Source organism: Sphingopyxis sp. HIX (assembly GCF_001468285.1).
Classification (GTDB): Bacteria; Pseudomonadota; Alphaproteobacteria; order Sphingomonadales; family Sphingomonadaceae; genus Sphingopyxis.
The window spans coordinates 1-14,551 of the sequence record NZ_LNSB01000037.1; the positions used below are offsets into that span (position 1 = coordinate 1).

12 protein-coding genes are annotated in these 14,551 nt (G+C 67.8%); 6 read left to right on the forward strand and 6 right to left on the reverse strand.

Going from position 1 to position 14,551, the window contains the following annotated elements; all coding sequences use genetic code 11:
- From ATE62_RS16610 to ATE62_RS16630, 5 genes are all read right to left on the reverse strand, one after another.
- The coding region (locus ATE62_RS16610; RefSeq protein WP_058818560.1) for an SDR family NAD(P)-dependent oxidoreductase at positions 1-779 on the reverse strand (779 nt) is incomplete at its 3' end.
- Positions 776-2,260, reverse strand: a complete 1,485-nt coding sequence (locus tag ATE62_RS16615) for an aldehyde dehydrogenase (RefSeq protein WP_058808554.1) — start codon at positions 2,258-2,260, stop codon at positions 776-778. The genes ATE62_RS16610 and ATE62_RS16615, both read right to left, overlap by 4 nt.
- Positions 2,261-2,282: 22 nt before the next feature.
- Positions 2,283-3,059 carry an enoyl-CoA hydratase/isomerase family protein gene (locus ATE62_RS16620; RefSeq protein ID WP_058818561.1) on the reverse strand — a complete coding sequence of 259 codons (777 nt, stop codon included), beginning with the start codon at positions 3,057-3,059 and terminating at the stop codon, positions 2,283-2,285.
- A gap of 10 nt (positions 3,060-3,069) precedes the next feature.
- Entirely contained in the window at positions 3,070-3,843 is a 774-nt protein-coding gene (locus tag ATE62_RS16625; RefSeq protein WP_058808556.1) for an enoyl-CoA hydratase-related protein, read from the reverse strand.
- The gene (locus ATE62_RS16630) at positions 3,840-5,444 is read right to left on the reverse strand and encodes a GMC family oxidoreductase (protein ID WP_058808557.1); all 1,605 of its coding nucleotides are present in this window, start codon (positions 5,442-5,444) and stop codon (positions 3,840-3,842) included. The genes ATE62_RS16625 and ATE62_RS16630 overlap by 4 nt, the downstream gene beginning before the upstream one ends.
- A gap of 128 nt (positions 5,445-5,572) precedes the next feature.
- On the opposite strand from ATE62_RS16630, the gene ATE62_RS16635 reads away from it, so the two are divergent.
- Together ATE62_RS16635 and ATE62_RS16640 are read left to right on the forward strand one after the other, a co-directional pair.
- Positions 5,573-5,893 (forward strand): 2Fe-2S iron-sulfur cluster-binding protein, encoded by a 321-nt coding sequence (locus tag ATE62_RS16635; protein ID WP_058808558.1) that lies wholly within the window; start codon positions 5,573-5,575, stop codon positions 5,891-5,893.
- A 26-nt stretch (positions 5,894-5,919) separates the two neighbouring features.
- Positions 5,920-6,564, forward strand: coding sequence for a TetR family transcriptional regulator (locus ATE62_RS16640; RefSeq protein ID WP_058808559.1), 645 nt, complete (start codon positions 5,920-5,922; stop codon positions 6,562-6,564).
- 11 nt (positions 6,565-6,575) lie between these two features.
- Here the strand turns inward: ATE62_RS16640 and ATE62_RS16645 are convergent, their stop codons facing one another.
- Positions 6,576-8,711, reverse strand: coding sequence for a molybdopterin-containing oxidoreductase family protein (locus ATE62_RS16645; protein WP_058808560.1), 2,136 nt, complete (start codon positions 8,709-8,711; stop codon positions 6,576-6,578).
- 228 nt (positions 8,712-8,939) lie between these two features.
- On the opposite strand from ATE62_RS16645, the gene ATE62_RS16650 reads away from it, so the two are divergent.
- From ATE62_RS16650 to ATE62_RS16665, 4 genes are read left to right on the forward strand one after another with little or no spacing between them, the layout of a single operon-like run.
- Entirely contained in the window at positions 8,940-10,136 is a 1,197-nt protein-coding gene (locus ATE62_RS16650; protein WP_058808561.1) for a cytochrome P450, read from the forward strand.
- Positions 10,137-10,181: 45 nt separating this feature from the next.
- The gene (locus ATE62_RS16655; protein WP_058808562.1) at positions 10,182-11,372 is read left to right on the forward strand and encodes an acyl-CoA dehydrogenase family protein; all 1,191 of its coding nucleotides are present in this window, start codon (positions 10,182-10,184) and stop codon (positions 11,370-11,372) included.
- Entirely contained in the window at positions 11,369-12,385 is a 1,017-nt protein-coding gene (locus ATE62_RS16660; protein WP_058808563.1) for an acyl-CoA dehydrogenase family protein, read from the forward strand. The genes ATE62_RS16655 and ATE62_RS16660 overlap by 4 nt, the downstream gene beginning before the upstream one ends.
- Before the next feature lie 13 nt (positions 12,386-12,398).
- Positions 12,399-14,513 carry a molybdopterin-containing oxidoreductase family protein gene (locus ATE62_RS16665; RefSeq protein ID WP_058808564.1) on the forward strand — a complete coding sequence of 705 codons (2,115 nt, stop codon included), beginning with the start codon at positions 12,399-12,401 and terminating at the stop codon, positions 14,511-14,513.
- Positions 14,514-14,551: the final 38 nt, after the last annotated feature.

Here is a 14,551-nt window from a genome sequence, read left to right on the forward strand (position 1 = left end):
ACGGTCGATATCCCCCCGCTCACCGGCAGCAGCACCCCCGTCACCCACGCCCCCGCGCGCGACGACAGGTAAATCACCGCACCCGCGATATCGTCCATCTCGCCCGCGCGCGCGCCGAGCGGCGAGACGAAGGCCTTGGGCACTTTGTCCTTCTCCCCCATGCCGAGGAACTGCTCGGTGAGCCGCGAGGGAAAAAGCCCCGGCGCGATCGCGTTGCAGCTGATGTTGCGCTTGGCGAGATGGCGCCCGAGGTGGCGCGACATCATCGCGACCCCCGACTTGCTCGACGCATAGGCGAAATTTTCGAGATGCCCGGGATTGAGCGCGGCGATCGACGCGATGTTGATCACCCGCGCCGGATCGCCCGCACTCGCGGTACGCTCGAGCTGCGGCAGCAACGCGCGCGTCAGCAGGAAGGGCGCGGTGAGGTTGAGCCCGAGCACCGCGTCGAAATCCTCGCGCCCCTCGGCATCGAGCGGCGTCGGGCGGTCGGTCCCCGCATTGTTGACCAGGATATGCAGCGGGCGCACGCCCAGCGCCGCGGCGATGCGCGCGATCCCCTCCTCGGTCGCGACGTCGGCCGCGACGCCCTGCGCACTGCCGCCGAGTTCGGCGACGATCGCCGCGACGTCATCCGCGCCGCGCGCGACGGCCCAGACCTCGACCCCGGCCTGCGCCAGCCCGCGCGCGATCATCCGGCCGATGCCCGAGGTCGCGCCGGTGACCAGCGCGCGCTTGCCCGCGACGTCGAACAGGCCGGCGGTGTAGGCGGCGCTCATGCGAGCGCGCCGGGCGCCTGCGGCAGGAAGACGGTCTTCACTTCGGTGAAAGGCTCGATCCCCTCGGGTCCGCCCTCGCGGCCGACGCCCGATTTCTTGAAGCCGCCGAAGGGATTGGTCAGGTCGAAATCGCGGCCGTTCTGGGTGAAATGGCCGGTCCGGATGCGCCGTGCGACGCCATAGGCGCGGTCGGTGTCGTGGGTGTAGACGCCGCCCGACAGGCCGAACGGACTGTCGTTGGCGATCGCGATCGCTTCCTCGACGCTGTCATAGGGAATGACCGCGGTCACCGGGCCGAAGATTTCCTCCTGCGCGATGCTCATGTCGTTGGTCGCATCGGCGAACACCGTCGGCTCGACATAATAGCCGCTGTTCAGCGCCGGCGGGCGGCGGCCGCCGGTCGCGATGCGCGCGCCCTCTGCGAGGCCCTTGTCGAAATAGCTCGACACCTTCGCATGGTGCCGCGCCATCGCGAGCGGACCCATCATCGTCGCCTGATCGAGCGGGTCGCCGATGCTGGTCGCCGCCATCGCCGCGGCGAGGCTTTCGACATAGGCGTCCTTGCGCGCGCGCGGGACGAGGACGCGGCTGAAATTGATGCACACCTGGCCGCAAAGCAAAGTGATCATCGGCGCGAGCGCGGGGCCCATCGCCTCGGGTTCGAAGTCGTCGAGCACGATCGCCGCCGACTTGCCGCCGAGTTCCATGGTGAAGCGCGCCATGCGTCCGGCGCACACCTGCGCGATGTGCAGCCCGACCTCGGTCGAGCCGGTGAAGGCGACCTTGTCGACGCCGGGGTGGCGGACGAGCAGGTCCGACGCCTCGCGGTCGGCGGGCAGCAGGTTGATCACGCCTTCGGGGAATCCCGCTTCCTCGGCGGCCTCGGCGAGCATGAACGCCTCGAGCGGGGTCTCGGGCGCGGGCTTCAGGATCACCGTGCAGCCCGTCGCGAGCGCGGGCGCCAGCTTGATCAGCAGCGAAGCGAGCGGCCCGTTCCACGGCGCGATCGCCGCGACGACGCCGACGGGTTCGCGCACCACCACCGCGACCTTCGACATCATGCCGTTCGACGGCCGGACATCCTCGAACGGATAGGATTCGGCGAGCCCGGCATAATAGTCGAGCAGCCCCGCGGTGCCCGCACCCGATCCCTGCGCCATCCAGATCGGCACCCCGACCTGCGAAATCCACGCGCTGTCGAGCGCCGCGCCGCGGCGTTGCAGCGCCTGCGACAAGGCACGCATATAGGTCGCGCGTTCGGCAGCCGGCATGCGCGGCCACGGCCCCTCGTCGAACGCCTTGCGCGCCGCGGCGACCGCACGCCCGACCTCGGGTGCGCCCGCCGCGACGACCTCGCCGAACGCCTCTTCGGTCGCGGGGTTGGTGACCGTGAAGCGCCCGCTGCCCTCGACGGGAATCCAGCGCCCGCCGATGAACAATTTGTCGGGATGCGCCACCTGCGCCTGGGCTTGGCCGATCATGTCTGTCTCCTGATTCTGATAGTCAGCGTTTGTGGTGGTCGTGGTCCGACAGGAATTTGCCGAAGGTCTCGTCGCCGCCGGGGGCGCCCACCATGCTCGCGATCATCCAGTCATATTCGGCCTGCCAGCCCTCGACCGGCGAGCGCGTCAGACTGCCGTCGACGAGCGTCTTGATGCCCTTGATCCCCTGCGGCGGATGCGCCGCGATGGCCGAGGCGAGCGCGACGGCGCGCGCGTCGAGCTCCGACGCTTCGACGATGGCGTTGACCAGCCCGATGCGCTCGGCCTCCTCCGCTTCGACGACCTGCCCGGTCATCAGGATCGCCTTGGCGCGCGGCGCACCGACGGCGCGCGGCAGCGACCAGGTCGCATTGGCGCACCCATAGCCCACCGCGGTGACCTTGAAGCGAAAGCCCGGGGTCGCGATGCGCATGTCGCAGGCGAGCGCGAGCAAGGCGCCGGCGCCAAAGCAAATGCCGTCGATCGCGGCGATGATCGGCAAGGGATGCGCGGCGACGCGCCCGAACACCGGATCGCGCGTCTCGAACGCGCGGCGCATCGTGTCGGCGTCGAAGCCCGCCATTTCGTGGATGTCGAACCCCGCGCTGAACGCCCTGCCCCCGCGCGCGCTGATCACGATCGCGCGGATGTCGGGGTCGGTCGCGGCGCGGTCGAGCTGCTCGGCAAAGGCCGCAAAGGTCGGCACGTCATAGGCATTGTGTACGTCGGGCCGGTTGAAGATCAGGTGCAGCACCCCCGGCGCGGGGGTCGCGACGATCAGCGTCGGTTCGGTGGTCATCGGCATATCCTCAGCTCTTGGACGGCATATGGGCGGTCTGATCGGGGTCGAAGGCGGTCACCATCTCGTAACCGAGCGACGCCTCGAAAATCGGCATGGCGGTGCGGAACCAATGGTTGAGCGCGCGCTTGCTGAGTTCGACCGCGAGCGGCGAGCGCTCGGCCAGCGTCGCGGCATAGCGCAGCGCAAGCGGCAGCACCTCGGCAGGGGGCACGGCATCGGAGACGAGCCCGATGCGCTCGGCTTCGCGCCCGCCGAGCTTGTCGCCGGTGAGCAGGTAGCGCTTCGCCTTCGCCATCGAGCAGAGCAAGGGCCACACCATCGCGGCATGATCGCCCGCGGCGAGCCCGATGCGCAGATGCCCGTCGGAGAGGTTCGCGTCCTCGTTCACCACCGAAATATCGGCGAGCAGCCCGAGCGCGAGCCCGATGCCCGCGGCCGGGCCGTTGATCGCCGAGACGAGCGGTTTGCGCATCTCGACCAGCGCGGTCAGGATCTGCGACGTCTCGCGCATCATCCGGATCTTGTTGGCATGGTCATTGCCGTCGCTCGCGATATCGGCCCAGTCGCCGCCGACGCAAAAGGCCCGCCCCGCCCCCGTGACCACCGCCGCACGCGCCTCGGGATCGGCATCGATCAGCGCGGGCAGCCGCACCAATTCGTAATGGAGCCTATCATTCGTCGCGTTCATCCGCTCGGGCCGGTTCAGCGTCAGCAGCACGATGCCGGGGGCCGGCCGCTCGACCGCTATATGCTCGAAGTCATAGGCCGCGGCGCTGCTCATGCGGTGGTGCGGATCATCTCGGCCGCCTTCTCGCCGATCATGATTGTCGCGGCATTGGTGTTGCCGCTGGTGATCTGCGGCATGATCGACGCGTCGGCGACGCGCAGCCGCCCGACCCCGCGCACGCGGCACTGCGGATCGACCACCGACGCCGCATCGGACCCCATGCGGCAGCTGCCGACCGGATGGTATGTGATCATCGTCTTGGCGCGGACATACGCCTCCCAGCCCGCATCGTCGGTCGGCACCGGGTCGGGCGAGCGGTCGCCGAGCGTGATCGCGTTCAGCGCCGGCATCGCGAACAGCCGGTCGACCAGCTTCATCGCGCCGATCAGCGTGTCGACGTCGGCGCGCTCGCCGAGCAATTGGTGGTTGATCACCGGCTCCAATGCATCGCCCAGCTCGATCCGCCCGCGCGACTTGGGGCGGGTGAGCGAGACGTTGATGCTGATGCACGGCTCCTTGGGCATCACCGCCTCGGCCGACGACACCGTCTCGGGCTCGACATTGTAAGCGAGCGGCATGAAGTGGAGCTGCACATCGGGTTCGTCGAGCCCGTCGCGCGTCCGCGCGAGCCCCATCGCCTGCACCGCAGGCGCGCCCATCGGCCCGCGCTTGTTCCAGAAGAATTTGGTCAGATGCCGGATCATGTCCAGCGGACCGACCTGACTGTTGAGCGTCGGCACGCTGACGAACTTGTTCTGCGTGATGCCCGGATGCTCTTGCAGATTATGACCGACCTCGGCCCGGTCGGCGTGCACCGCGATGCCGCGCGATTGCAGATAGGCGCCGGCGCCGATCCCCGAGCGCAGCAGCAGCGCGGGCGAGCCCATCGATCCCGACGCGACGATCACCTCGCGCCGCGCGCGCAGGATCTTGGCGTCGCCGCCCTGGCGATAACGGATGCCGACCGCCTCGCCCTGTTCGATCAGGATCGTTTCGACATGCGCGTCGGTGATCGTCATCAAATTGGGCCGCTTCCGCGCATCGCGCAGATAGGCCTTTTCGGTGCTGCACCGCCAACCGTCGCGCTGCGTCGCCTGCGTGAGGTAGGCGCCCTCCATCTGCCCGCCGTTATAATCGTCGAGCCGCGCGAGCCCATATTGCTCGCACGCGCGCAGGAACAGGTCGCACAAGGGATGCGGGTCGCGCATCGGCGACACCGACAGCGGCCCCTGCGACCCGTGATTCTGGTTCGGCGCCCCCGCCCAGCTTTCGCTGCGCAAAAAATAAGGAAAGACCCCGTCGAAATTCCACCCCGTCGCGCCGAGCCGCTCCCAGGCGTCGAAATCGGCGCGCGTGCCGCGGATATAGACCTGGCCGTTGATCGAACTGCCGCCGCCGAGCATACGCCCGCCCGACCAGATGAAGCGCCGCCCGTTGATCGATGGATCGGGCAGCTGCCAATATTTCCAGTCGTAGCGGTCGTCGACGAGCATCTTGGCGAAGCCGACGGGCATCTGGACCATCAGCCCGGTCGATTCGCCGCCCGCCTCGACCAGCGCGACGCGGACCGACGGATCCTCGCTCAGCCGCGCCGCGAGGACGCAGCCCGCGCTGCCGCCGCCCACGACGATATAGTCCGCTTCCTCGCCCGCCATGACCTCTCCATCAATCGACTAATTAATTTTGCGCTGCATAACCGCCTTCGTTGACACCGTCACCATGGAATATTAATTGATCGATTGAAAGTGGATTGAACCACGGTGGCCGGGACAGGGAAAAACATATGCCGAGCGTCAATTTCCATGCAGCCGACGGCAGCGTCGAGACGATCGAGGTCGCGGTCGGCGATTCGGTGATGCGCGGCGCGCGCGACAATATGGTCGACGGGATCGAGGCCGATTGCGGCGGCGTCTGCGCCTGCGCGACCTGCCACATCTATGTCGCCCCCGAATGGGTCGAGCGCGTCGGACCCGCCGGCGCCGACGAAAGCGAGATGCTCGACTGCGCCAACGACCCGCGCCCGAACAGCCGCCTGTCGTGCCAGATCGCGATGACCGCGGAACTGGAGGGCTTGACAGTCTTCCTGCCCGAGTCCCAACGATAGGCGGGGCGAAGATAACGGACATCGACATGGACCAGGAAAGCGGCTCGACGATCAAGGCAGCCCGGCGCGAGGAACGATCGGCGTCGGCCGAAGCGCTTTTGAACGCGACCGCGCAGCTTCTGTCCGAGGCGACGACGATCGACGTGTCGCTCAACGAGATTTCGCAGCGCGCGTCGGTGAACAGCGCGATGATCAAATATTATTTCGGCAACAAGGAAGGGCTGCTGCTCGCGGTGCTCGAACGCGATGCCGAGACCGCGATGACCGCGCTCAAGGCGCTGAGCGAAATGGATATTCCCGCGCAGAAGAAGCTGAAGATCCACATCAACGGCATCATCAACGCCTATTATCGCTCGCCCTACATCAACCGGCTGATCCACTATATGGTCGAATCGGGCAGCCCCGCGGCGAGCAAGCGCGTTGCGCAGATCTTCATCGAGCCGATGATCGACGTCTATCGCGACATCGTCGCGCAGGGGGTGCGCGAGGGCGTGCTCAAGGACGTCGACCCCGGACTGCTCTATTATTGCCTCGTCGGCGCCGCCGACCACATCTTCCACGCGGGCTATTCGGTGCCCTCGACTTTGGGCGTCGCGAAGCTCGACGACGGCATCAAGCAGAAATATGCCGAAATGGTCTGCGACATCTACCTGCGCGGCCTCGCCCCCTGACCCTGCCCTGCTCACGCCGGTTGTAGCGCGGTCACCTCGACCGCGATCCCGTCCATCAGCGTCGTCCCCGACACCGCCTCGACGACATCGGGGCCATGGCCGAGCAGGATGTTGACGTTCGCGCCGCCCGCCCGGTTGGCGCGCTGCCAGCCGCCGGTGCTGTGCCCGAAGCAGTGCGGATAGGACACCGTCCCGCGCCGGTGATCGTCGTTCAATTCGACCTCGACCTCTATCGCACCGAAGCGGTTCGACAGCGTCGCGCGGTCGCCATCGGCCAGCCTGCGCTCGGCGGCATCGTCGGGGTGGATGTGCAGCGTCGGCTTCTGCGAGCGGATCAGCCGGTCGACATTGTGGAGCCAGCCGTTGTGCGAGCGCATGTCGCGCCGCGAGAGCAGTTTCAGCCCCTCGACGGGCGCCGCCGCGAACAGCCGGTCGAGTTCGGCGGCGACCATATCGTCCCACAGGTGGATTTTGCCGTCGGCGTGCGCGATCTTTTCCTGATTGCCCCAGGGGATCGGGATGTCGAGCATCACCCCGTGCGGATGCTGACGCAATTTGTCGATCGACCAGTCGCCGTGCTGACCCGCAGGCCCCTGCCGGATCGCGCCGTCGAGCACTTCGAGCGGGCGCATCTGCCTGCCCGCCGCCTGCGCCGCGACCTCATCGGGCGACGAGGCCGGCATACGCAACCCCATCCGCGCCAATATCTCGCAGAAGGTGTCGAACTCGCTGCGCGCCTCGCCGACGGGCGGGATCACCGGCTCGGCATATTGCAGGAACGGCTGCACCATGCTCATGAAGGGCACCATCGGCAGGTCGGCGCGCTCGTAGAAGGTCAGCCCGGGCAGCACATAATCGGCGTAGGAGCCCGCCTCGTTGATATAGAGGTCGAACGACACCGACAGCTCGAGCTGTTCGAGCCCGCGCCGCAGCCGATCGCCGCCTGGCGCCGCGAGCAGCACATTGCCGCCGAGCGACAGCAGCGCGCGGACCTTGCCCGGCCCGGGTTCGAGGATGTCGTCGGGCATCACCGCCGAGGGCAGGAATTGCGTCACGCTGGGGAAATTGCCGACGCGGCTGCGCACCTCGTCATAACCGCCCGTGGTCGCGCGGTCGCTACCCGCCAAAACCGGGGTCGCGAAGGTGCTGCCGCCCTCGTGCCCGAAAGTCCCGCCGACCATGTTGAGCGCCGAGAGCAGGAAATTCGCAAGCGTCGCATGCGGCCCGCGGCAGATACCGACGCGGCCATAGCACACCGACTTGGGACTCGCGGTCAGGCGGCGCGCAAGCCCCTTGATCGTCGCGACGTCGATCCCGGTGCGCCGCGCCGCATCGTCATGATCGATGCCCGCGAGCGCCGCTCGCAATTCGGGCCAACCCGCGCACCGCTCCGCCAGGAACGCCTCATCGGCCAGCCCTTCGTCGGCGAGCGTCTTGAGCATCGCGAGCATCAGCCAGCAGTCCGAATTGGGCTCGATCGCGACATGCTCGTAGCGCGCCGCGGTCTCGCTGCGCCGCGGATCGACGACGACGACCCCGCCGCGCGCCGCAACCGCGTCGAGCTGGTGCCGCACGCGCGGCGTGAAGATCAGCGAGCCGTGCGAGATCAGCGGATTGGCGCCGAAGATCAGCATGAAATCAGCATTGTTGACGTCGGGCACGTCGATCGTCAGCGGGCTGCCATAGAGGATCCAGTTGGCGGTGAAGCGCGCATTGGTGTCCTGCGACCCCGCGCCGTAAATCTTCGTCGTGCCCAGCGCCTTCAGGAACATGCGGAACCCCGTCATGCCGTCGGTCGCATAGGCGGGCGGATTGCCCTGGTAGCTCGCCACCGCATCGGGGCCGTGCTCGGCGATGATCGCCGACAGCCGCGCCGCGATATCGTCCAGCGCCTCGTCCCAGCTCACCGGCTCGAAGCGGCCGGGCGCAACGCGCTTCATCGGCCGCGTCACCCGGTCGGGGTCGTGCGTCACGCCGTGATAGGCGATGCCCTTGACGCAGGCATGGCCCTGCGACGACGGATTGTCGGGATCGGGCCGCGCGCGCACGACCTTGCCGTCCTCGACCGTCGCCACCAGCCCGCACACCGCCGTGCAGATGCGGCAGAAGGTGACATGATCGCCGTCCTCACCCGTGGCTGGTCGCATTGGAGTCGCTCCAGTTAGTCGTTCGATTGGAACCTTTCATCTTTTCCACCGACTGTCCAGATTCTTCAAAATGTAAAGTCGGTTTTCGATGCCACAAATCGCCGAAAAGCGCCTATTTCCCGACGATCGGCGCACAAAACAATTAATCGATTGGTTGACACGGCTTGTCATTTGATCGAAATTGCATCGCGAAGTGGCCCGAAGGCGGCCCAGCGAGAGGATCGAGCGATGGCGGACGTCAAAGACTATGCGGTGGAAGAGTTCAGCCAGCACGACCGCACGCTGATGCAGCGTCCCTACGACTTCTACGACAAGGTCCGCGACACCGGCTGCCCCGTCGCCCGCTCGGAACAGCTCGGCGGCTTCTGGTACACGACCAACTACGCCGCGACGCGACGCGTCTACGACGATTTCCGCACCTTCAGCTCGGCCGACGGCACCGCCCTGCCCAAGCAGCCGCTGCCGCTCTATCCGATCGACCTCGACCCGCCGCAGCAGACGCGGATGCGCAAATTGCTCAACCCGATCTTCCTGCCCGACGCGATCCAGAAATATCGCCCGCGCTTCGAGGCGATCATCACCGAATTGCTCGACGCGATCGCCCCCACGGGCGGGGCCGAGTTGCAGGAACAGCTCGTCCGCCCGACGCTCGCAACGGTGATCATGCCCTTCCTCGGCGTGCCGCGCGCCGATTGGGACACGCTGGCACACAAGATCGACTTCCTGACCCGCATGCGCGTCGAGGACCCCGAAACCTGCGGCCAGTACGGCCTCGAGCTCAGCCAATATCTCTACGACTTCGCCGCGCGCCGCCGCCAGTCGCCGCCCGAGGACGATCTGATGCAGACGCTGATCGACGCCCGGATCAACGGCGAGGCGCTGACCGACGACGAAATCGTCGGCATCGCGACGCTCGTGCTGTTCGGCGGGCTCGACACGACGAGCGCGGTCGCGGGCATGTCGCTCTGGTATCTGATCGAGCACCCCGACGAGCGCGCGAAGCTGCTCGGCGGCGAGATCGATTTCCCGACCGCGCTGCAGGAATTCGTGCGCTACGCCTCGCCGATCCAGGGGCTGCGCCGCACGGTCACGCGCGACACCGAGCTCGAGGGCTGTCCGCTCAAGGCCGGCGATTACATCATGGCGATGAACGGCGCCGCGAACCACGACCCCGGCCATTTCGTCGATCCGAACGAGGTCCGCTTCGACCGCGCGGTGCGCACCGAGCACGACCATCTGGGTTTCGGCGGCGGCGCGCATATCTGCATCGGCCAGCATTTCGCCAAGGCGCTGCTCGAAATGATGATCCGCTCGATCTTCGAGCGCCTGCCCGACCTCCGGATCCGCGCCGATTTCAAGCCCGACTTCGCCGTCGGGGAATCGCGGGTGCTCAAGACGCTGCCGGTCACCTTCCGCGCATCCTGACCATGGTCTAGGGTCGGGCTCCCACCCTGCCGACGGGATCAAGATGTGCTGAAACTGACCGCCGACGAAGCCGCTTTCCAGGACGAGGTGCGGGCATTTTTCGCCCGCGACTATCCCGCGCACGTCGTCGCCAAGAACAAGGCGGGGCAGCGACTCACCAAGGCGGACCATATCGACGCGCAGCGAGCGCTGAACGCGCGCGGCTGGCTCGGCGTCGGCTGGCCGCGCGAGGTCGGCGGCACCGGCTGGACCCCGATCGAGCGCTATATCTTCGACCAGGAACTCGAATATGCGCACGCCGCGGGGGTCATCCCGATGGCGGTCATCTATATCGGGCCGATCATCGCGGCCTTCGGGTCCGACGCGCAAAAGGCCGAATGGCTCCCCGCCATCCTCGAATCGCGCGCCTTCTGGGCGCAGGGCTATTCGGAGCCCGAAGCGGGTTCCGACCTCGCCTCGCTGCGCTTTTCCGCCGTGCGCGACGGCGACGACTATATCCTGAACGGCACCAAGATCTGGACCTCGGGCGCGCGCTGGGCGGACTGGATCTTCTGCCTCGCGCGCACCAGCCGCGAGGAGCGCAAGCAGCAGGGCATTTCGCTGATCTGCGCGCCGCTGGGCCTGCCGGGCATCCGCGTCCACCCGATCCGCCTGATCGACGGGTCGGACGAACTCGCCCGCATCGAATTCGACGATGTCCGCGTGCCCGTCACCAACCGCATCGGCGACGAAGGGCAGGCCTGGCACTATGCCAATGTCCTGCTCAAGACCGAGCGGCTGTCCTACGCGCATATCGGCTCGAAGAAGCGCGACCTTGCCGCATTGCTCGAACAAGCCGCAAAGCTGCCCGCACGCGGCGGCGGCACGATGGACCGAGACCCGGTCTTCCGCCTCGCCCATGCCCGCGTCGAAGCCCGGCTCGCGGCGATCGAAGCGTCGATCCTGCGCGCGCTGCGCGGCGAGATTTCGATGGCCACCGCGGCGGCGCTCAAGATCGCCTGCACCGAATGCGCGCAGGCGATCACCGAGCTCGCCATCGACCTCGCGGGGCGCAACCGCCTGCCGATGCTCGACCGGACCGGCGCCGACTGGGCCGATGCCGCGCCGGCGGCCGCGCCCTTCGGCCCGGTCGCAGTCCAGTCCTATCTCTTCGAGCGCGCGCAGACGATCTACGGCGGATCGACCGAGGTGCAGAAGAACATCATCTGGCGCGCGCTCGCGGGGATGGCGCGATGAGCGGCGCGCTGGCCGACGCCGAGCAGGCGATGCTGCGCGATACGGTCCGCGCGTATCTGGCCAAGGGCGGCGCGCCTCGCTGGTCCGACTTCGCCGATCGGCTGGGTCTTGGCACCACGCTGCTCGACGTGCAGCCGGGCGTCATCATTGCCGAAGAGATCGGCCGCGCGCGGGCGCGCCTGCCCTTCGCCGAGGTCGCAACCACGGCGTGGCTGCTCGATCGCTGCCACGCCCCTGCCCTGCCACCTACGGCCATCGCGACCGTCGCCTGGGCCGAGCCGGGTGTGCGCTTCGACTTTGCGGACATCGCGGCGCAGGCACGGCGCGAAGGTGACGGCTGGCGCCTCGACGGAACCAAGGCGGTCGTCGGCTGGGCCGCCGAGGCCGAGGCCATCATCGTCGCCGCGCACGCCGACGGCGACGGACTGTCGCTCTTCCGGATCGACCCCGCCCGGACCGACGGCCTCCGCCTGTCGCCCTACCCGACGATCGACGGCCACCCCGCCGCCGACCTGGTCTTCGAGAACCACGCGCTCCCCGCCGATGCGCTGATCGGCCGCGAAGGCGGCGCGCTCGCCCTGCTCGAGCAAGCCCGCGACCGCGCGCTCGCGCTGCTCGCCGCCGAGGCGGTGGGCCTGCTCGACAGCCTGCTCGAACAGACGATCGCCTACACCGGCCAGCGCCGCCAGTTCGGTCAGCCGATCGCCGCGTTCCAGGCGCTCCAGCACCGCATGGTCGACATGTATCTCGAATGCGAACTCGCGCACTCGTCGGCGTGGCTCGCGGTCGAGGCGATGTCCGAGGCGCCAGCGACGCGCGCCCGCGCGGTGTCGAGCGCGATGGTCAATATCGCCCGCGCCAGCCGTTTCGTCGGGCAGCAGGCGATCCAGCTCCACGGCGGCATGGGCATGACCGACGAACTGCCGGTCGGCCATTATGTCAAACGTGCGATGGCGATCGAGGTGCTGTGGGCCGACAGCGACTGGCATCTCGCCCGGATCGCCGGGCTCTAGGATCGAGGACGCGATGGCCGAGTCCCCCGCAGCAAGGCTCCAACCGGGCGAGGACGGGGTGCATGTCACCTTCTGCCGGCTGTGCGAGGCCCATTGCGGGCTTACGGCGAAGGTCGAAGACGGGCGGATCGCCGACGTCCAACCCGACAGGGAAAATCCGCATTCCTTGGGCCATGTCTGCCTGAAGGGCATCACCTTCCACAATGTCACCTACGACCCCGACCGCATCCTGATCCCGATGAAGCGCGTCGGCGGGCCGGGCGAGTTCGCGCCCGTCGGCTGGGACGAAGCGCTCGACGACATCGCCGACCGGATGGGCCGCGTGATCGACACGCATGGCCCCGACGCGGTCGCCTCGTACAAGGGCAATCCGATCGCCTTCGGCATCGACGTGTCGTTCAGCCTCAAGGCTTTCCTCAAGACGCTGGGCATCACCAAATATTATGGCGCGGGGTCGCAGGATACCAATGCGCGGCTGACCGCCTGCTACCTCGCCTTCGGGTCTGCGGTGACCTACGAGATTCCGGATCTGCCGCATAACGACATGCTGCTCATGTTCGGCGCCAACCCGCTGGTTTCGAACGGATCGATGGTCTGGTCGCCGCGCGTGCGCCACGACCTCGACGCGATCGCCGAACGCGGGCGCGTCGTCGTCGTCGACCCGCGGCGCACCGAGACCGCGCGCCGCTACCAGCATGTCGCGGTCCGCGCCAATGGCGATATCTGGCTGCTGCTCGGGCTGCTCGGCGTGCTGATCGACGAACGGCTCTACGACGCCGACTATGTCGCCGCGCATACCGAAGGTTTCACCGACCTCGCGACCGCCATCGAGCAATATGAACTGACAGACTGCGCCGAGCGGGCAGGCGTCGATACCGACACGATCCGCGATCTCGCGCGCAGCTTCGCCGCTACCCCGCGCGCGGTCGCCTATGGCCGGCTCGGCGTGTGCCGCGGCCCGCATGCGACGCTCGAGAATTTCCTGCTGATCGCGCTCAACCTGCTCTGCGGCAAGCTGGGGCGGCGGGGCGGCGCGATCTTCAGCCGCACGATCCTCGGCGGATCGCAGAAGGTGCTGACCGGCGGCTATGGCGATACGCGCAGCCGTGTCGGCGATTTCCCCAGCGTCGCACAATTCCTCGCCTCGGCGATGCTGCCCGCCGACATATTGGAGCCCGGCGAGGGACGGGTGCGCGCGATGATCCTGACCGGCGGCAATATGGTGATGTCGGCGCCCGGCGGGCAGGCGCTGGTCGACGCGCTCCAGCAGCTCGACCTGATCGTCGCGCTCGACCTCTACCAGACCGAGAGCAATCGCTACGCCGATTATATCCTGCCCGTGCCGACCTTTTTCGAGCGCGACGATTATCCGATGGCGGGGCTCGGATCGATGATCCGGCCCTTCGTGCAGGTCACCGACGCGGTGATCCCGCCGGTCGGCGAGACCCGCTCCGAATGGGAAATCTTCAACGGCCTGCTGGCGCGCATGGGCAAGCCCACGCACGGCCGGCCGATGGACGATCTCGACAAGGCCTTCCGCCTCGGCCCCGCCGGCGACGACATGGGCGCGCGCGAGGGGTGGAGTTTCGACAAGCTCCGCGACGTGCCGCACGGCGTGATGGTCGACCTGCCCGACCCCTATGATCCCTGGCCGCGCATCGCCGATGGGCGCGCCAGGCTCTGGCACGCCATGATCGCCGACGAGTTCGCCCGCCTGACGCCCGCCCCGGCCGACACGCTGCGCCTGATTACCCACCGCGACATCCGCTCGCTCAACAGCTGGCTGCACAATGTCCCGCGCCTCGTCCGCAGCCAGCATCCCGAACTGCTGATGCATCCCGAAGACGCCGCGCGGCTCGATCTGGCCGATGGCGAGACCGTCGACCTGTCGACCGGTGCCGCGACCGTCACCGTCTGCATCGCGGTGACCCAGGATATGCGCCCCGGCACCGTCAGCTATCCGCACGGCTGGGGCCATCATGGCGGCTGGCAGCACGCCAATGCGCAGGGCGGCAGCAACATCAACTGGCTGCTGCCGGTGGGCTCAGAGGCGGTCGAGGCGATCTCGGGCACGACGATCATGGACGGGCTGGAAGTATCGATCCGCAAGATCGCCGCTGCGGCGTGAGAAATTTGCGACTTGTTCGCGATACCGGCCTTGCTAAC